This is a genomic window from Pseudomonas sp. AC211, assembly GCF_979258055.1.
On the sequence record NZ_OZ409830.1, the window covers coordinates 229,224 to 247,882 of the forward strand.

The window sequence follows — 18,659 nt, forward strand, 5'->3', positions numbered from 1 at the left end:
CGTTGATTAGTCCCCATCAGGCCGGCATAATGGTCGGCCTGATTTTGTTTTAGGTCAGTAGCTCAATTGGCAGAGCGACGGTCTCCAAAACCGTAGGTTGGGGGTTCGATTCCCTCCTGACCTGCCAGTTTTATCAAGAAATTGAAACTGGCACTCCTTTCACAGGATCCTCGTAAATGACTGTTAAGGCTGAAGCCAAAGAATCGCGCTTTGATCTGCTCAAGTGGCTCGTTGTAGTTGCTTTGGTGGTGGTTGGCGTGGTTGGCAATCAGTTCTTCTCTGGTGAGCCGATTCTGTACCGTGTCCTGGGTTTGTTGGCGATTGCAGCGGTTGCCGCTGCAATCGCGCTGCAAACAGCTAAAGGGCAGGCATTTTTCGGGCTGGCTAAAGAAGCTCGGGTTGAAATTCGCAAAGTCGTTTGGCCGACTCGCCAGGAAACCATGCAGACCACACTCATCGTAGTGGCGGTTGTGCTGGTGATGGCGCTGTTGCTATGGGGGCTTGACTCCCTGCTAGGCTGGCTTGTTTCCATGATTGTTGGTTAAAGGTGTCCCGTGGCTAAGCGTTGGTACGTTGTGCATGCTTACTCGGGTTACGAGAGCATGTAATGCGCTCTCTGATCGAGCGCGTCAAGCTGGCCGGCATGGAAGATGGGTTCGGCGAGATTCTGGTTCCCACTGAAGAAGTGGTTGAGATGCGTAATGGCCAGAAGCGCAAAAGTGAACGCAAGTTCTTCCCCGGTTATGTTCTGGTGCAGATGGACATGAACGAAGGCACTTGGCACTTGGTCAAGGATACGCCTCGAGTCATGGGCTTCATTGGCGGTACCGCTGATAAGCCAGCACCTATTACCGATAAAGAGGCTGATGCAATTCTGCGTCGCGTCGCTGATGGTAGCGACAAGCCAAAGCCGAAAACACTGTTTGAGCCAGGTGAGATGGTCCGCGTTATTGACGGTCCGTTCGCTGACTTCAGTGGTGTTGTCGAAGAAGTGAACTATGAAAAAAGCCGGATTCAGGTGGCTGTGACCATTTTTGGTCGCTCCACTCCGGTTGAGCTGGAGTTTAGTCAGGTCGAAAAGGCATAGCTGACAAAGCATCCCGTACCCCGCAGTCTCAGGCTGCGGGGTTTTGTCGTCACTGGGATAAACACGTAAGTAAACCGGGAGCCGAAAGGCGTCAGAACCCGAATTGGAGTAGCTAATGGCTAAGAAAATCACGGCTTATATCAAGCTGCAAGTAAAGGCTGCACAAGCTAACCCTAGCCCGCCCGTCGGCCCGGCTCTCGGTCAGCATGGCGTGAACATCATGGAATTCTGCAAGGCGTTCAACGCCAAGACTCAGGGCATGGAACCTGGTCTGCCGACTCCAGTGATCATCACTGTTTATAGCGATCGTAGCTTCACCTTCGAAACCAAAAGCACCCCAGCTTCGGTTCTGTTGAAGAAAGCTGCTGGTCTGACTAGCGGTTCGGCTCGCCCGAACAGCGTCAAGGTTGGCACCGTTACTCGTGCTCAGCTCGAAGAGATCGCCAAGACCAAGCAGGCTGATCTGACCGCTGCTGATATGGACGCAGCCGTACGCACCATCGCTGGCTCTGCTCGCAGCATGGGCCTTAACGTGGAGGGTGTGTAATGGCTAAGTTGACCAAGCGCCAAAAGGCTATTGCCGAGAAAGTTGTTGCCGGCAAGTCTTACAGCTTCGAAGAAGCGGCCACCCTGCTGGGCGAGCTGTCGAAAGTTAAGTTCACCGAGTCGTTTGACATCGCTGTGAATCTGGGCGTTGACCCACGTAAATCCGACCAGGTTGTGCGTAGCGCTACCGTTCTGCCGCACGGCACCGGTAAAACCGTTCGCGTCGCAGTGTTCACTCAGGGCCCGGCAGCTGAAGCTGCTCTGGCCGCCGGCGCTGATCGCGTTGGTATGGATGAGCTGGCTGCTGAAATGAAAGCCGGCGAGCTGAACTACGACGTAGTTATCGCTTCCCCGGACGCCATGCGCGTTGTAGGTCAGTTGGGTCAGATCCTCGGTCCGCGTGGCCTGATGCCTAACCCTAAAGTCGGCACCGTAACTCCAGACGTAGCCACTGCCGTGAAGAACGCCAAGGCTGGTCAGGTTCGTTATCGCACCGACAAAAACGGCATCATCCACACTTCCGTTGGCAAAGTTGGCTTCGAAGCCATCAAGCTGAAGGAAAACGTTGAGGCCCTGATCGCTGATCTCAAGCGCATCAAGCCAGCCTCTTCGAAAGGTATCTACGTTAAGCGCGTTACTCTGAGCACCACCATGGGCCCAGGCCTGGTTATCGATCAGGGCTCGCTGGACGCGTAAGACAAATCAGTCGGAGCAAGTAATTGCTCCGATTGTTGAAAGATTGGGGTCCCTGCCTGGCGGGGGCTATCCAAGACCGTAGGCGACGCAAGTCTTAAACCACAAGCCTACGCAGATGGTGCTCCCGGTTCCTTACGGAATCTGACACCAAACGACATCCGGCTCCGGCCAGATGAAACGTAACAAGCAGGAGTTAACCCGTGGCAATTAAACTCGAAGACAAGAAGGCCATCGTCGCTGAAGTCAACGAGGCTGCCAAAGTCGCTCTGTCCGCTGTCGTGGCTGATGCCCGTGGTGTGACAGTAGGCGCAATGACCGGACTCCGTAAAGAGGCTCGTGAAGCTGGCGTTTACGTACGTGTTGTACGTAACACCCTGCTCAAACGCGCCGTTGCCGGCACTCAATATGACGTGCTCAACGACGTGTTCACCGGCCCGACCCTGGTTGCATTCTCTAACGAACATCCTGGCGCTGCTGCCCGTTTGTTCAAAGAGTTCGCCAAAGGTCAGGATAAGTTCGAGATCAAGGCAGCTGCGTTCGAGGGCAAGTTCCTCGCAGCTAATCAGATCGACGTACTGGCAAGCCTGCCGACCCGTGACGAAGCAATTTCTCAGCTGATGAGCGTGATTCAAGGCGCAACCAGCAAATTGGCTCGTACTCTGGCGGCCCTTCGCGACCAGAAAGAAGCTGCCGCAGCCTGAGGCTGAGCAACTCCTTTCGCGTTTATTGTTTATTTCGATGGCCGCGTAGGCTGTCACCCCAATACAGGAATTAGAGTCATGGCTCTGTCTAATCAAGAAATCATCGACGCAATCGGCGAGAAATCCGTTCTGGAAATCGTTGAGCTGATCAAAGCAATGGAAGAGAAGTTCGGCGTTAGCGCTGCTGCTGCTTCCGCTGGCCCAGCTGCTGGCCCAGCTGCTGTTGCTGAAGAACAAACCGAATTCAACGTAATGCTGCTTGAATCCGGCGAGAAGAAAGTAAACGTGATCAAGGTCGTTCGTGAACTGACCGGTCTGGGTCTGAAAGAAGCTAAAGCTGTTGTTGACAGCGCTCCTGGCATCGTTAAAGAAGGCGTGTCGAAAGACGAAGCCGAAGCTGCCAAGAAAGCCCTGGAAGAAGCAGGCGCTAAAGTCGAGCTCAAGTAAGCGACGACCTTGCGTCTACAGCCCAAGCGTTGAGCGAAAGGCTGATGGCTGGTGGCAATTGCCACCGGCCTTTTTCCGTTATAGGCCGCCTTCGAGGGTTGGCCTGTAGCTGAAGCAGTAACCGCCCCGAGGGGTGGCGCAAACCGAGAGTTTGCAAGATTTTCTGGCTGCTCCCGTCGGGAGGAGCCAAATAAGCAGGTGACCAAGCTGGGGAACGCTGATGGCTTACTCATATACTGAGAAAAAACGTATCCGCAAGGACTTTAGCAAGTTGCCGGATGTCATGGATGTGCCTTATCTGTTGGCCATCCAGCTGGATTCGTATCGCGAATTCCTGCAGGCGGGAGCTACAAAGGATCAGTTCCGCGACATCGGCCTGCATGCGGCCTTCAAGTCCGTTTTCCCGATTATCAGCTATTCCGGCAATGCTGCTCTGGAATATGTCGGTTATCGCCTGGGCGAACCGGCATTTGACGTGAAAGAGTGCGTGCTGCGTGGCGTGACATTCGCCGTGCCGCTGCGGGTAAAAAGTCCGTCTGATCATTTTCGATAAGGAATCGTCGAACAAAGCGATCAAGGACATCAAAGAGCAAGAAGTCTACATGGGGGAAATCCCCCTGATGACCGAGAACGGTACCTTCGTTATCAACGGTACCGAGCGCGTCATCGTGTCCCAGCTGCACCGCTCCCCAGGTGTGTTCTTCGACCACGACCGTGGCAAGACTCACAGCTCGGGCAAGCTGCTGTACTCGGCGCGCATCATTCCTTACCGCGGTTCGTGGTTGGACTTCGAGTTCGACCCGAAAGACGCCGTATTCGTACGTATCGACCGTCGCCGCAAGTTGCCGGCCTCCGTACTGCTGCGCGCTCTGGGTTACACCACTGAGCAAGTGCTCGACGCGTTCTATGAGACCAACGTGTTCCACGTACAGGGCGAGAACCTCAGCCTTGAGCTGGTTCCGCACCGTCTGCGTGGCGAAATTGCTGTTCTCGATATCAAAGACGAGAAGGGCAAGGTCATCGTTGAGCAAGGCCGCCGTATCACTGCGCGCCACATCAACCAGTTGGACAAGTCCGGGATCAAAACCCTGGAAGTGCCGCTGGACTACGTAATCGGTCGTACCTCGGCAAAAGCCATCGTGCACCCGGCTACCGGCGAAATCATCGCTGAATGCAACACCGAGCTGAACACCGAGATCCTGGCGAAAATTGCCAAGGCTCAGGTCGTGCGTATCGAAACGTTGTACACCAACGATATCGACCGCGGTCCGTTCATCTCCGACACATTGAAAATCGACGGCACTACCAATCAATTGGAAGCGCTGGTTGAGATCTATCGCATGATGCGTCCAGGCGAGCCACCTACCAAGGACGCCGCCGAGACCCTGTTCAACAACCTGTTCTTCAGCGCTGAGCGCTACGACCTCTCCGCTGTAGGTCGCATGAAGTTCAACCGTCGTATCGGTCGTACCGAAATCGAAGGTTCGGGCGTATTGAGCAAGGAAGACATCGTCGAAGTTCTCAAGACGCTGGTCGACATCCGTAACGGCAAAGGGATCGTCGATGACATCGACCACCTGGGTAACCGTCGCGTGCGTTGTGTTGGCGAGATGGCCGAGAACCAGTTCCGTGTGGGCCTGGTGCGCGTAGAACGCGCGGTCAAAGAGCGTCTGTCGATGGCTGAAAGCGAAGGCCTGATGCCGCAAGATCTGATCAACGCCAAACCTGTGGCTGCGGCGGTGAAAGAGTTCTTCGGTTCGAGCCAGCTTTCGCAGTTCATGGACCAGAACAACCCGCTGTCCGAGATCACTCACAAGCGCCGCGTTTCTGCTCTCGGCCCGGGTGGTTTGACTCGTGAGCGTGCCGGCTTCGAAGTTCGTGACGTACACCCGACTCACTACGGTCGTGTTTGCCCGATCGAAACGCCGGAAGGTCCGAACATCGGTCTGATCAACTCCCTGGCAGCCTATGCCCGCACCAACCAGTACGGCTTCCTCGAGAGCCCGTACCGTGTGGTGAAGGACACCTTGGTTACTGACGAAATCGTGTTCCTCTCTGCAATTGAAGAGGCAGACCACGTGATCGCTCAGGCATCGGCAACGATGAACCAGAAAGGTCAGCTGGTAGACGAGCTGGTAGCTGTTCGTCACTTGAACGAGTTCACCGTCAAGGTGCCGGAAGACGTCACGCTGATGGACGTTTCGCCGAAGCAGGTTGTGTCCGTCGCCGCTTCGTTGATTCCGTTCCTCGAGCACGACGACGCCAACCGTGCGTTGATGGGTTCGAACATGCAGCGTCAGGCTGTTCCGACTCTGCGTTCGGACAAGCCGCTGGTTGGTACCGGCATGGAGCGCAACGTTGCGCGCGACTCCGGCGTTTGCGTCGTGGCTCGTCGCGGCGGCGTGATCGACTCGGTCGATGCCAGCCGTATCGTGGTTCGTGTTGCTGATGATGAAGTTGAAACTGGCGAAGCCGGTGTAGACATCTACAACCTGACCAAATACACCCGTTCGAACCAGAACACCTGCATCAACCAGCGTCCGCTGGTGAGCAAAGGTGACAAGGTCGAGCGCAGCGACATCCTGGCCGACGGCCCGTCCACCGATATGGGTGAACTGGCGCTGGGTCAGAACATGCGCATCGCGTTCATGGCCTGGAACGGTTACAACTTCGAAGACTCCATCCTCCTGTCGGAGCGTGTGGTTCAGGAAGACCGTTTCACCACGATCCACATTCAGGAACTGACCTGTGTGGCACGTGACACCAAGCTCGGGCCAGAAGAGATTACGTCGGACATTCCGAACGTGGGCGAAGCTGCGCTGAACAAGCTGGACGAAGCCGGTATCGTTTACGTGGGTGCTGAAGTTGGCGCCGGCGACATTCTGGTAGGTAAGGTCACTCCGAAAGGCGAGACCCAGCTGACTCCGGAAGAGAAGCTGCTGCGCGCCATCTTCGGTGAGAAGGCTTCCGACGTTAAAGACACGTCTCTGCGCGTACCGACTGGTACCAAAGGTACTGTTATCGACGTGCAGGTCTTCACCCGTGACGGCGTAGAGCGAGACGCTCGTGCACTGTCGATCGAGAAGATGCAACTCGACGAGATCCGTAAGGACCTCAATGAAGAGTTCCGTATTGTTGAAGGTGCAACCTTCGAACGTCTGCGTTCTGCCCTGGTTGGCAAGAAAGCTGAAGGCGGCGCAGGTCTGAAGAAAGGCGCCGAGATCACGGACGAGTTCCTCGACGGCCTCGAGCGTGGTCAGTGGTTCAAGCTGCGTATGGCTGAAGATGCTCTGAACGAGCAGCTTGAGAAAGCGCAGGCTTATATCGTTGATCGCCGCCAATTGCTCGACGACAAGTTCGAAGACAAGAAGCGCAAGCTGCAGCAAGGCGATGACCTGGCTCCTGGCGTGCTGAAAATCGTCAAGGTTTACCTGGCAATCCGTCGTCGCATCCAGCCGGGCGACAAGATGGCCGGTCGTCACGGTAACAAGGGTGTGGTCTCCGTGATCATGCCGGTTGAAGACATGCCGCACGATGCCTATGGCACTCCGGTCGATATCGTTCTCAACCCGCTGGGCGTACCTTCGCGTATGAACGTCGGTCAGATCCTCGAAACTCACCTGGGCCTCGCGGCCAAAGGTCTGGGCGAGAAGATCAACCGCATGCTCGAAGAGCAGCGCAAGGTTGCTGAGCTGCGTAAGTTCCTGCACCAGATCTACAACGAGATCGGTGGCCGTCAAGAAACGCTGGCAGACCTGTCTGACCAGGAAATTCTGGATCTGGCGAAGAACCTGCGTGGCGGCGTGCCGATGGCAACGCCTGTATTCGACGGTGCTAAGGAAAGCGAAATCAAGGCCATGCTGAAACTGGCAGATCTGCCGGAAAGCGGCCAGATGCAGTTGTTCGATGGCCGTACCGGCAATCAGTTCGAGCGCCGCGTAACCGTTGGCTACATGTACATGCTGAAACTGAACCACCTGGTGGACGACAAGATGCACGCTCGTTCTACCGGTTCCTACAGCCTGGTTACCCAGCAGCCGCTGGGTGGTAAGGCGCAGTTCGGTGGTCAGCGCTTCGGGGAGATGGAAGTTTGGGCGTTGGAAGCATATGGCGCCGCGTACACCCTGCAGGAAATGCTGACCGTTAAGTCGGATGACGTGAACGGCCGTACCAAGATGTACAAAAACATCGTGGACGGTGATCACCGCATGGAGCCGGGCATGCCCGAGTCCTTCAACGTGTTGATCAAAGAAATCCGTTCGCTCGGTATCGATATCGATCTGGAAACCGAATAACACGAAGCGCAATGGGAGCGGGGCTGTAGAGCCCGCTCCTTGCTCCGCCAGGAGGAAAGGCCTTGAAAGACCTACTGAATTTGCTGAAAAACCAGGGTCAAGTCGAAGAGTTCGATGCCATCCGTATTGGGTTGGCGTCGCCAGAGATGATCCGTTCGTGGTCCTTCGGTGAAGTTAAAAAGCCGGAAACCATCAACTACCGTACGTTCAAACCTGAGCGTGACGGCCTGTTCTGCGCCAAGATCTTTGGCCCAGTAAAAGACTATGAGTGCTTGTGCGGTAAGTACAAGCGCCTCAAGCACCGTGGCGTGATCTGCGAGAAGTGCGGCGTTGAAGTTGCGCTGGCCAAGGTTCGTCGTGAGCGCATGGCGCACATCGAACTGGCTTCGCCGGTTGCCCACATCTGGTTCCTGAAATCGCTGCCGTCCCGTATCGGCCTGCTGCTGGACATGACCCTGCGTGATATCGAGCGCGTTCTCTATTTCGAGAGCTATGTCGTTATCGATCCGGGCATGACTACCCTGGAAAAGGGTCAGTTGCTGAACGACGAGCAATATTTCGAAGCCATCGAAGAGTTCGGTGACGACTTCGACGCCCGTATGGGTGCCGAGGCTGTTCGCGAGCTCCTCACCGCTATCGATCTGGAGCACGAAATCGGCCGCCTGCGTGAAGAGATTCCGCAGACCAACTCTGAAACCAAGATCAAGAAGCTGTCCAAGCGTCTGAAGTTGATGGAAGCCTTCCAGGGTTCCGGAAACCACCCAGAGTGGATGGTGCTGACCGTTCTGCCGGTTCTGCCGCCAGATCTGCGTCCATTGGTTCCGCTGGATGGTGGTCGTTTCGCCACTTCCGACCTCAACGATCTGTATCGTCGGGTAATCAACCGTAACAATCGTCTGAAGCGCCTGCTCGATCTGTCCGCACCGGACATCATCGTGCGCAACGAAAAGCGCATGCTGCAGGAAGCGGTTGACGCCTTGCTCGATAACGGCCGTCGCGGTCGTGCCATCACTGGCTCGAACAAGCGTCCGCTGAAATCCTTGGCCGACATGATCAAGGGTAAGCAAGGTCGTTTCCGTCAGAACTTGCTCGGTAAGCGCGTGGACTACTCCGGTCGTTCCGTTATTACCGTGGGCCCGACTCTGCGCCTGCACCAGTGCGGTCTGCCGAAGAAGATGGCCCTCGAGCTGTTCAAGCCGTTCATTTTCGGCAAGTTGGAAATGCGTGGCCTGGCCACCACCATCAAAGCCGCGAAGAAAATGGTTGAGCGCGAGCTGCCAGAGGTTTGGGACGTTCTCGCCGAAGTGATTCGCGAACACCCCGTACTCCTCAACCGTGCCCCGACCCTTCACCGTCTGGGTATCCAGGCGTTTGAACCAGTACTGATCGAAGGTAAAGCTATTCAGCTGCACCCGCTGGTCTGCGCCGCGTACAACGCCGACTTCGACGGCGACCAAATGGCCGTACACGTACCGCTGACACTGGAAGCCCAGTTGGAAGCGCGCGCGTTGATGATGTCGACCAACAACATTCTGTCGCCAGCCAACGGTGAGCCAATCATCGTTCCGTCGCAGGACGTTGTACTGGGTCTGTACTACATGACCCGCGAAGCGATCAACGCCAAAGGCGAAGGCCGCGTGTTTGCAGACCTGCAGGAAGTCGACCGCGTATTCCGCGCCGGCGAAGCAGCGCTGCACGCCAAAGTTAAGGTGCGTATCAACGAGGTCATCAAAGACCGCGATGGCAGCATCACCAAGAACACTCGCATCGTTGACACCACCGTCGGCCGCGCGCTGTTGTTCCAGGTGGTTCCTGCTGGCCTGCCGTACGACGTCGTCAACCAGCCGATGAAGAAAAAGGCGATCTCCAAGCTGATCAACCAGTGCTATCGCACCGTTGGCTTGAAGGACACCGTGATTTTCGCTGACCAGTTGATGTACACCGGCTTCGCCTATTCAACTATCTCCGGCGTTTCCATCGGTGTGAATGACTTTGTCATCCCTGATGAGAAAGCGCGCATCATTGATGCGGCCACCGAAGAAGTTAAAGAAATCGAAAGCCAGTACGCCTCGGGCCTGGTTACCCAGGGCGAGAAGTACAACAAGGTGATCGACCTCTGGTCCAAGGCCAACGACGAAGTGTCGAAGGCGATGATGGCGAACCTCTCGAAAGAGAAGGTCATCGACCGTCATGGTAAAGAAGTGGATCAGGAGTCCTTCAACTCCATGTACATGATGGCTGACTCCGGTGCCCGGGGTTCGGCAGCTCAGATTCGTCAGCTGGCTGGTATGCGTGGCCTGATGGCCAAGCCGGACGGCTCGATCATCGAGACGCCGATCACCGCGAACTTCCGTGAAGGCCTGAGCGTACTTCAGTACTTCATCTCCACGCACGGTGCTCGTAAAGGTCTGGCGGATACCGCGTTGAAAACCGCGAACTCCGGTTACCTGACTCGTCGTCTGGTTGACGTAGCTCAGGATCTGGTTGTTACCGCGATCGATTGCGGTACTGAGCACGGGTTGCTGATGACGCCGCACATTGAAGGCGGTGACGTAGTTGAGCCTTTGGGTGAGCGCGTACTGGGCCGAGTTATTGCTCGCGACGTGTTCAAACCAGGCACTGAAGAAGTCATCGTTCCAGCCGGCACATTGGTTGATGAGCAGTGGGTTGAGTTCATCGAGCTGAACAGCATCGATGAAGTGATCGTGCGTTCGCCGATCAGCTGCGAAACCCGCTACGGTATTTGCGCCAAGTGCTACGGTCGCGACCTGGCTCGTGGTCACCAGATCAACATCGGCGAAGCTGTTGGCGTAATTGCTGCTCAGTCGATCGGTGAGCCGGGTACCCAGCTGACCATGCGTACGTTCCACATCGGTGGTGCGGCAAGCCGGACCTCCGCTGCTGACAGCATTCAGGTGAAAAATGGCGGCACAATCCGTCTGCATAACCTGAAACACGTTGAGCGTGCTGATGGCAACCTGGTTGCAGTATCGCGTTCCGGTGAGCTGGCTCTGGCCGATGAATTCGGTCGTGAGCGTGAGCGTTACAAGCTGCCGTACGGCGCCGTTATTTCCGTCAAGGAAGGCGACAAAGTGGATGCCGGCGCTATCGTCGCCAAATGGGATCCGCACACCCACCCGATCGTTACCGAAATGAAAGGTACCGTGACGTATGTGGGCATGGAAGAAGGCATCACCATCAAGCGTCAGACTGACGAATTGACGGGTTTGACCAACATTGAAGTACTGGATCCGAAAGATCGCCCGGCCGCCGGCAAGGACATCCGTCCCGCTGTGAAGATGGTTGGCATCGATGGCAAAGACTTGCTGCTGCCAGGTACCGACGTACCGGCTCAGTATTTCCTGCCAGCCAACGCCCTGGTCGGTGTGGCGGATGGTGTGCAAGTGGGTGTCGGTGATGTTATCGCCCGTATCCCGCAGGAAACTTCGAAAACCCGCGACATCACCGGTGGTCTGCCGCGTGTTGCCGACTTGTTCGAGGCGCGTCGTCCGAAAGAAGCCTCGATCCTGGCGGAAGTCAGCGGCACCATCGCGTTCGGTAAGGAAACCAAAGGCAAACGCCGTCTGGTTATCACCCCGAACGACGGTAGCGATCCGTACGAAGAGCTGATTCCGAAGTGGCGTCACCTGAACGTCTTCGAAGGCGAACAAGTGAACCGCGGCGAAGTCATCTCCGACGGTCCGAGCGATCCGCACGACATCCTCCGTTTGTTGGGCGTCAGCGCGCTGGCCAAGTACATCGTCAACGAGATCCAGGACGTTTACCGCCTGCAGGGCGTGAAGATCAACGACAAGCACATCGAGACCATCCTGCGTCAGATGCTGCGTAAAGTTGAGATCACCGAATCCGGCGACTCCAGTTTCATTAAGGGCGACCAGATGGAACTGACACACGTACTGGGTGAGAACGAGCGTCTGAGCACGGACGATAAATTTATCTCCAAGTTCGACCGCGTTCTGTTGGGTATTACCAAGGCCTCGTTGTCGACCGAGTCGTTCATCTCTGCGGCTTCCTTCCAGGAAACCACCCGCGTACTCACTGAGGCTGCAGTTACAGGCAAGCGTGACTTCCTGCGCGGCCTGAAAGAGAACGTGGTTGTGGGTCGTCTGATTCCGGCCGGTACCGGTCTGGCTTATCACAGCGAGCGCAAGCGTCGTCGTGAAGCCGGCAAGCCGGTTCAAGTGAGCGCCAGCGAAGCTGAAGCTCAACTGTCGGAAGCGTTGAACAACCTGTAATCACTACAGGTTGCCAATCGGGTCAGGGCCCGGTGAAGCGGAAGCCTCACCGGGCCTTGTCTTGACGGGGTGCCAGAAGCTCTTTAGACTCTTGTACCCCTAAATTTGGCGGGACTCATGTCCTGCCATTTTGTTTTTCTTGTAAGACAATAGCGTCGAAAGACAACAGTGGAGCTAGTAGATGGCAACTATCAACCAGCTGGTACGTCAGCCGCGTAAGCGTATCGTCGAGAAATCCGACGTGCCTGCGCTGCAGAACTGCCCGCAACGTCGTGGCGTATGCACCCGTGTGTATACCACCACGCCGAAAAAACCTAACTCGGCACTGCGTAAAGTATGCCGTGTGCGTCTGACCAACGGTTTCGAGGTTTCCTCGTACATCGGCGGTGAAGGCCACAACCTGCAAGAACACAGCGTGGTACTGATCCGCGGCGGTCGTGTAAAAGACTTGCCAGGTGTTCGTTACCACACCGTTCGTGGTTCTTTGGATACTTCCGGTGTTAAAGGTCGTAACCAGGGCCGTTCGAAATACGGTACCAAGCGTCCGAAGTAAGTGCGGCGTCCGAGTGATCGGTCGTTTCACCCAAAATAGATTTTCATTTTTCTGAGTCGATAAGAGTAAGGTCGGGCGTTTAACCCAGGATTGTCATCCAGAGGTTTTATTGTTCCCGGGCTAACCTGAAGACCGTTTGAGGGCTTATCCATGCCAAGAAGACGTGTAGCAGCCAAGCGCGAAGTGCTTGACGATCCAAAATACGGTAGCCAGATCCTGGCCAAGTTCATGAACCACGTAATGGAAAGCGGCAAGAAAGCCGTTGCCGAGCGTATCGTTTATGGCGCCTTGGAGAAGGTTAAAGAGCGTAAGAACAGCGATCCCCTGGAAATCTTCGAGAAAGCTCTCGACGCCATCGCTCCGCTGGTCGAAGTGAAGTCGCGCCGTGTAGGCGGTGCTACTTACCAGGTTCCGGTCGAAGTTCGTCCGTCCCGTCGTAACGCCCTGGCCATGCGCTGGTTGGTGGATTTCGCCCGTAAGCGTGGCGAGAAATCCATGGCCCTGCGTTTGGCTGGCGAACTGTTGGATGCTGCTGAAGGCAAAGGTGCTGCAGTTAAGAAGCGTGAAGACGTGCACCGTATGGCTGAAGCCAACAAAGCATTTTCGCACTACCGCTTCTAAATTCAGCGCTTCTAATATTGCGAGGGCTTTATGGCTCGTCTTACACCGATTTCCCGCTACCGTAACATCGGTATCGTGGCGCACGTGGATGCTGGCAAAACCACTACCACCGAGCGCGTGCTTTTTTACACAGGCGTGAACCACAAAATGGGCGAGGTGCATGATGGCGCCGCGACCATGGACTGGATGGTTCAGGAGCAGGAGCGCGGTATCACCATTACCTCCGCTGCTACTACTGCGTTCTGGTCTGGCTCCGTTAAGCAGCACAAAGACAGCTACCGCTTCAACATCATCGATACCCCCGGGCACGTTGACTTCACCATCGAAGTAGAGCGCTCGCTGCGCGTACTCGACGGCGCCGTCGTTGTGTTCTGTGGTACTTCGGGCGTTGAGCCACAGTCGGAAACCGTATGGCGTCAAGCCAACAAATACGGCGTTCCACGTCTTGTTTACGTAAACAAGATGGACCGTGCTGGCGCAAACTTCCTGCGCGTAGTTGGTCAGATCAAGCAGCGTCTGGGTCACACTCCGGTGCCAATCCAGTTGGCTATCGGTGCTGAAGACAACTTCCAGGGTCAGATCGATCTGATGACCATGGAAGCTGTTTACTGGGATGACGCCGACAAGGGCATGGCTCCTCGTCGCGAAGCTATCCCGGCCGAGCTGCAAGAGTTGGCTGACGAGTGGCGCAGCAACATGGTTGAAGCTGCCGCTGAAGCCAACGAAGAGCTGATGAACAAATACCTTGAAGGTGAAGAACTCACCAACGAGGAAATCAAGGCCGCTCTGCGTCAGCGTACTATCGCTGGCGAAATCGTCCTGGCTGTTTGTGGTTCTTCGTTCAAGAACAAAGGCGTGCCTTTGGTTCTCGATGCTGTTGTCGACTACCTGCCTGCTCCTGTCGACATCCCGGCCATCAAGGGTTCCGACCCGGATGACGAGACTGTCGAGATGGAGCGTCACGCAGACGACAGCGAGCCTTTCTCTGCTCTGGCATTCAAAATTGCCACCGACCCATTCGTGGGTACTTTGACCTTTGCCCGTGTTTACTCGGGCGTGTTGAGCTCCGGCGACGGCGTGATCAACTCGGTTAAAGGCAAGAAAGAGCGCGTGGGCCGTATGGTTCAGATGCACGCGAACACTCGCGAAGAGATCAAAGAAGTACGCGCTGGCGACATCGCTGCTCTGATTGGCATGAAGGACGTCACTACCGGTGACACCCTGTGCTCTGCTGAAAAGCCAATCATCCTGGTTCGTATGGACTTCCCGGAGCCGGTTATTTCGGTTGCCGTTGAGCCTAAGACCAAGGATGACCAGGAAAAGATGGGTATCGCTCTGGGCAAGCTTGCTCAGGAAGACCCGTCGTTCCGCGTCAAGACCGATGAAGAGACTGGCCAGACCATCATCTCCGGTATGGGTGAGTTGCACTTGGATATTCTCGTCGACCGCATGAAGCGCGAGTTCGGTGTAGAAGCCAACATCGGTAAGCCGCAGGTTTCTTACCGCGAGAAGATCTCTAAGAGCTGTGAGATCGAAGGCAAGTTCGTTCGCCAGTCCGGCGGTCGTGGCCAGTTTGGTCACTGCTGGATTCGCTTCGCACCGGCTGACGAAGGTCAGGAAGGTCTGGAGTTTGTGAACGAGGTTGTGGGTGGTGTGGTTCCGAAGGAATACATCCCGGCAATCCAGAAAGGTATCGAAGAGCAGATGAAGAACGGCGTCGTCGCCGGCTATCCGCTGATCGGCCTGAAGGCTACCGTGTTTGACGGTTCCTACCACGACGTCGACTCCAACGAGATGGCGTTCAAAATCGCAGCATCCATGGCGACCAAGCAGCTGGCCCAGAAGGGCGGCGGTGTTGTGCTTGAGCCGATCATGAAAGTTGAAGTGGTAACCCCGGAAGATTACATGGGTGACGTGATGGGTGACCTGAACCGTCGGCGTGGTTTGATTCAGGGTATGGAAGATACGGTTTCCGGCAAGGTTATCCGTGCCGAAGTGCCGTTGGGTGAGATGTTCGGTTACGCGACCGACGTCCGTTCCATGTCTCAGGGTCGCGCGAGCTACTCCATGGAATTCTCTAAATACTCCGAGGCTCCGTCGAACATCGTCGAAGCTCTGGTTAAAAAACAAGGCTGATTTCAGCCCCTTTAGGCAAGGAGTTTATTGTCGTGGCTAAAGAAAAATTTGAACGTAACAAACCGCACGTCAACGTTGGCACCATCGGTCACGTTGACCACGGTAAAACCACTCTGACCGCTGCGCTGACTCGTGTTTGCTCCGAGGTTTTCGGTTCGGCTCGCGTTGACTTCGACAAGATCGACAGCGCTCCAGAAGAAAAAGCTCGTGGTATCACCATCAACACCGCTCACGTTGAATACGATTCGGCCGTGCGTCACTACGCACACGTTGACTGCCCAGGTCACGCCGACTACGTGAAAAACATGATCACCGGTGCTGCGCAGATGGACGGCGCGATCCTGGTTTGCTCGGCCGCTGATGGTCCGATGCCGCAAACTCGTGAGCACATCCTGCTGTCCCGTCAGGTAGGCGTTCCTTACATCGTTGTCTTCCTGAACAAGGCTGACATGGTGGACGACGCTGAGCTGCTGGAACTGGTAGAGATGGAAGTTCGTGATCTGCTGAGCACTTACGAGTTCCCAGGCGACGACACTCCGATCATCATCGGTTCGGCTCTGATGGCTTTGAACGGCCAAGACGACAACGAAATGGGCACCAGCGCTGTTAAGAAGCTGGTTGAGACTCTGGATAGCTACATTCCTGAGCCAGTTCGTGTTATCGACAAGCCATTCCTGATGCCAATCGAAGACGTATTCTCGATCTCGGGTCGCGGTACTGTAGTTACCGGTCGTATCGAGCGCGGTATCGTCAAGGTTCAAGAGCCTCTGGAAATCGTTGGTCTGCGTGACACCACTCAGACTACCTGTACCGGCGTTGAAATGTTCCGCAAACTGCTCGACGAAGGTCGTGCTGGCGAGAACTGCGGCGTTCTGCTGCGTGGTACCAAGCGTGAAGACGTTGAGCGTGGTCAAGTACTGGCCAAGCCGGGTTCGGTTAAGCCGCACACCAAGTTCGAAGCTGAGGTTTACATCCTGAGCAAAGACGAAGGTGGTCGTCACACTCCGTTCTTCAAAGGCTACCGTCCTCAGTTCTACTTCCGTACTACCGACGTTACTGGTAGCTGCGAACTGCCGGAAGGCGTTGAGATGGTAATGCCAGGCGACAACATCAAGATGGTTGTTACCTTGATCAAGTCGATCGCCATGGAAGATGGTCTGCGTTTCGCGATTCGCGAAGGCGGCCGTACCGTTGGTGCTGGCGTAGTTGCCAAAATCATCGAGTAATCGTTGATTGGCTAGAAAAAACCCCCGCTTGCGGGGGTTTTTTTATTGAGTTGACACCCGTAGGGGGCATCTATAGAATTGCGCCTCCTTTTAACGGGCGTATTGCGCGCGTTGGGAATAGCAACTGGGAGTCTGTGGACAATGCAAAATCAACAAATCCGGATTCGGTTGAAGGCTTTTGATCATCGCCTGATTGACCAGTCCACCCAGGAAATCGTGGAAACCGCGAAACGTACTGGTGCTCAAGTGCGTGGTCCGATTCCTCTGCCCACTCGCAAAGAGCGTTTCACTGTTCTGGTTTCCCCGCACGTCAACAAAGACGCGCGTGACCAGTACGAGATTCGCACTCACAAGCGCGTTCTGGACATCGTCCAGCCAACGGATAAAACCGTTGACGCTCTTATGAAGCTTGATCTTGCAGCTGGCGTAGAAGTTCAGATCAGCCTCGGCTAAAACCGTCTGGTTTTAGTCGTGTAACGCTCTGAAATGGGCGGCCATAGCGGGTGAAAGCCCCGTACACTCATGAGGTTTACAACATGACTATTGGTGTAGTCGGTCGTAAATGCGGTATGACCCGTATTTTCACCGAAGAAGGTGTCTCCATTCCGGTTACGGTCATTGAGATCGAGCCGAATCGCGTCACCCAGTTCAAAACTGAAGAAAGCGATGGCTATCGTGCAGTGCAAGTCACTGTCGGTGAGCGTCGTGCTTCGCGCGTGACTGCTGCTCAGGCAGGTCACTTCGCTAAAGCAAACGTAGCTGCCGGTCGCGGCGTCTGGGAATTCCGTCTTGAAGAAGGCGAGTACCAGGCTGGCGATCTGATCAATGCAGAAATTTTCCAAGCAGGTCAGCTGGTGGATGTCACCGGTCAGTCCAAGGGTAAAGGCTTCGCCGGTACCATCAAGCGCTGGAACTTCCGCGGTCAAGATAACACCCACGGTAACTCCGTCTCCCACCGCGTCCCTGGCTCTATCGGCCAGTGCCAGACTCCTGGTCGTGTATTCAAGGGCAAAAAAATGTCCGGTCATATGGGCGCTGAGCGCGTGACCGTGCAGTCCCTCGAAGTTGTGCGCGTCGACGCTGAACGCAATCTGCTGCTGGTAAAGGGCGCTGTTCCTGGCGCTACCGGTGGCAACCTGGTTGTGCGTCCGGCAGCCAAGGCTCGCGGTTAAGGGGAAGCGAAAATGCAATTAAATGTAAATGACGCTCAAGCGATCGAAGTTTCCGAACTGACTTTCGGCGGCGAGTTCAACGAGACGCTGGTTCACCAAGCAGTCGTGGCCTACATGGCCGGCGGCCGTCAAGGTACTGCTCAGCAGAAGACCCGTTCCGATGTTCGTGGTGGCGGTAAGCGCCCATGGCGTCAGAAGGGTACTGGTCGTGCTCGTGCTGGTACCATCCGTAGCCCAATCTGGCGCGGCGGCGGCACCACTTTCGCTGCTCGTCCTCAGGATCACAGCCAAAAGCTCAACAAGAAGATGTATCGCGCAGCACTGCGCTCCATCCTCGCTGAGCTGGTCCGCACTGATCGTTTGGTTGTGGTTCAGGATTTCGTTGTTGATGCACCGAAAACCAAAGACCTGCTGAACAAACTGAATGGCATGGGCCTGACCGACGTACTGATTGTTTCCGACTCCGTCGACGAGAATCTGTACCTCGCTGCTCGTAACCTTCCACACGTCGATGTCCGCGACGTGCAGGGTTCCGATCCAGTTAGTCTCATCGCCTACGACAAAGTGTTGATCACTGTGTCGGCCGTGAAGAAATTCGAGGAGCTGCTGGGATGAACCAGGAACGCGTATTTAAAGTGCTACTTGGCCCGCACGTCTCTGAGAAAGCCACGGTTTTGGCTGACAAAAAAGGCCAGTTCGTTTTCAAGGTTGCTACCGATGCAACCAAGCTGGAAATCAAAAAGGCCGTCGAAAGCCTGTTCAGCGTGAAAGTAGAGCGTGTTACTACCCTGAATGTTCTGGGTAAGAGCAAGCGTACTGCTCGCGGTCTGGGCAAGCGTAACGACTGGAAGAAGGCAGTTATCTCCCTTCAGCCGGGTCAAGATCTCGACTTCAGCAGCAGTGCTGAGTAAGGAAGGGGAGCA

14 protein-coding genes, 1 tRNA gene and 2 pseudogenes are annotated in these 18,659 nt (G+C 55.5%); all 17 read left to right on the forward strand.

Annotated features, from left to right (window positions below; all coding sequences use genetic code 11):
* The first annotated feature begins 51 nt into the window (after nucleotides 1-51).
* Nucleotides 52-127, forward strand: a tRNA-Trp gene (locus tag ACZZZP_RS01110).
* Between the two features lie 49 nt (nucleotides 128-176).
* Nucleotides 177-545 (forward strand): preprotein translocase subunit SecE, encoded by a 369-nt coding sequence (gene secE / locus ACZZZP_RS01115; protein WP_463384579.1) that lies wholly within the window; start codon nucleotides 177-179, stop codon nucleotides 543-545.
* 9 nt (nucleotides 546-554) lie between these two features.
* Nucleotides 555-1,087, forward strand: a pseudogene (nusG, locus tag ACZZZP_RS01120) (transcription termination/antitermination protein NusG).
* Between the two features lie 115 nt (nucleotides 1,088-1,202).
* Nucleotides 1,203-1,634 (forward strand): 50S ribosomal protein L11, encoded by a 432-nt coding sequence (gene rplK, locus ACZZZP_RS01125; RefSeq protein ID WP_108096542.1) that lies wholly within the window; start codon nucleotides 1,203-1,205, stop codon nucleotides 1,632-1,634.
* Nucleotides 1,634-2,329, forward strand: coding sequence for a 50S ribosomal protein L1 (gene rplA, locus ACZZZP_RS01130; protein WP_122453846.1), 696 nt, complete (start codon nucleotides 1,634-1,636; stop codon nucleotides 2,327-2,329). The genes rplK and rplA overlap by 1 nt, the downstream gene beginning before the upstream one ends.
* Before the next feature lie 200 nt (nucleotides 2,330-2,529).
* A complete protein-coding gene (gene rplJ / locus ACZZZP_RS01135; RefSeq protein ID WP_108096540.1) occupies nucleotides 2,530-3,030 on the forward strand; it encodes a 50S ribosomal protein L10 in 501 nt (166 codons plus the stop codon).
* A gap of 78 nt (nucleotides 3,031-3,108) precedes the next feature.
* The gene (gene rplL / locus ACZZZP_RS01140) at nucleotides 3,109-3,477 is read left to right on the forward strand and encodes a 50S ribosomal protein L7/L12 (protein WP_122453847.1); all 369 of its coding nucleotides are present in this window, start codon (nucleotides 3,109-3,111) and stop codon (nucleotides 3,475-3,477) included.
* A 220-nt stretch (nucleotides 3,478-3,697) separates the two neighbouring features.
* Nucleotides 3,698-7,772: pseudogene (gene rpoB, locus ACZZZP_RS01145) on the forward strand (DNA-directed RNA polymerase subunit beta).
* A gap of 62 nt (nucleotides 7,773-7,834) precedes the next feature.
* Entirely contained in the window at nucleotides 7,835-12,028 is a 4,194-nt protein-coding gene (gene rpoC / locus ACZZZP_RS01150) for a DNA-directed RNA polymerase subunit beta' (protein WP_463384580.1), read from the forward strand.
* Between the two features lie 181 nt (nucleotides 12,029-12,209).
* Complete coding sequence (gene rpsL, locus ACZZZP_RS01155; RefSeq protein ID WP_003186084.1) at nucleotides 12,210-12,581, forward strand: 30S ribosomal protein S12; 372 nt, start codon at nucleotides 12,210-12,212, stop codon at nucleotides 12,579-12,581.
* Between the two features lie 150 nt (nucleotides 12,582-12,731).
* Nucleotides 12,732-13,202 (forward strand): 30S ribosomal protein S7, encoded by a 471-nt coding sequence (gene rpsG, locus ACZZZP_RS01160; RefSeq protein ID WP_002555493.1) that lies wholly within the window; start codon nucleotides 12,732-12,734, stop codon nucleotides 13,200-13,202.
* A gap of 30 nt (nucleotides 13,203-13,232) precedes the next feature.
* Nucleotides 13,233-15,338 (forward strand): elongation factor G, encoded by a 2,106-nt coding sequence (gene fusA / locus ACZZZP_RS01165; protein WP_122453850.1) that lies wholly within the window; start codon nucleotides 13,233-13,235, stop codon nucleotides 15,336-15,338.
* A 32-nt stretch (nucleotides 15,339-15,370) separates the two neighbouring features.
* Complete coding sequence (tuf, locus tag ACZZZP_RS01170; RefSeq protein WP_122453844.1) at nucleotides 15,371-16,564, forward strand: elongation factor Tu; 1,194 nt, start codon at nucleotides 15,371-15,373, stop codon at nucleotides 16,562-16,564.
* Nucleotides 16,565-16,705: 141 nt separating this feature from the next.
* Nucleotides 16,706-17,017, forward strand: a complete 312-nt coding sequence (gene rpsJ / locus ACZZZP_RS01175) for a 30S ribosomal protein S10 (RefSeq protein ID WP_003186070.1) — start codon at nucleotides 16,706-16,708, stop codon at nucleotides 17,015-17,017.
* A gap of 83 nt (nucleotides 17,018-17,100) precedes the next feature.
* Nucleotides 17,101-17,736, forward strand: a complete 636-nt coding sequence (gene rplC / locus ACZZZP_RS01180; RefSeq protein ID WP_122453851.1) for a 50S ribosomal protein L3 — start codon at nucleotides 17,101-17,103, stop codon at nucleotides 17,734-17,736.
* Between the two features lie 12 nt (nucleotides 17,737-17,748).
* The gene (gene rplD, locus ACZZZP_RS01185) at nucleotides 17,749-18,351 is read left to right on the forward strand and encodes a 50S ribosomal protein L4 (protein WP_122493538.1); all 603 of its coding nucleotides are present in this window, start codon (nucleotides 17,749-17,751) and stop codon (nucleotides 18,349-18,351) included.
* Nucleotides 18,348-18,647 (forward strand): 50S ribosomal protein L23, encoded by a 300-nt coding sequence (rplW, locus tag ACZZZP_RS01190; RefSeq protein ID WP_002555488.1) that lies wholly within the window; start codon nucleotides 18,348-18,350, stop codon nucleotides 18,645-18,647. Before rplD ends, rplW begins: the two co-directional genes overlap by 4 nt.
* Nucleotides 18,648-18,659 lie beyond the last annotated feature (12 nt).

Coding starts and splice junctions, on each gene's coding strand:
- fusA (WP_122453850.1), top strand. CDS start 13,233: ATGGCTCGTCTTACACCGATTTCCCGCTACCGTAACATCGGTATCGTG.
- rpsL (WP_003186084.1), top strand. CDS start 12,210: ATGGCAACTATCAACCAGCTGGTACGTCAGCCGCGTAAGCGTATCGTC.
- rplA (WP_122453846.1), top strand. CDS start 1,634: ATGGCTAAGTTGACCAAGCGCCAAAAGGCTATTGCCGAGAAAGTTGTT.
- secE (WP_463384579.1), top strand. CDS start 177: ATGACTGTTAAGGCTGAAGCCAAAGAATCGCGCTTTGATCTGCTCAAG.
- rplD (WP_122493538.1), top strand. CDS start 17,749: ATGCAATTAAATGTAAATGACGCTCAAGCGATCGAAGTTTCCGAACTG.
- rpsJ (WP_003186070.1), top strand. CDS start 16,706: ATGCAAAATCAACAAATCCGGATTCGGTTGAAGGCTTTTGATCATCGC.
- rpsG (WP_002555493.1), top strand. CDS start 12,732: ATGCCAAGAAGACGTGTAGCAGCCAAGCGCGAAGTGCTTGACGATCCA.
- rplW (WP_002555488.1), top strand. CDS start 18,348: ATGAACCAGGAACGCGTATTTAAAGTGCTACTTGGCCCGCACGTCTCT.
- rplC (WP_122453851.1), top strand. CDS start 17,101: ATGACTATTGGTGTAGTCGGTCGTAAATGCGGTATGACCCGTATTTTC.
- rplK (WP_108096542.1), top strand. CDS start 1,203: ATGGCTAAGAAAATCACGGCTTATATCAAGCTGCAAGTAAAGGCTGCA.
- rplL (WP_122453847.1), top strand. CDS start 3,109: ATGGCTCTGTCTAATCAAGAAATCATCGACGCAATCGGCGAGAAATCC.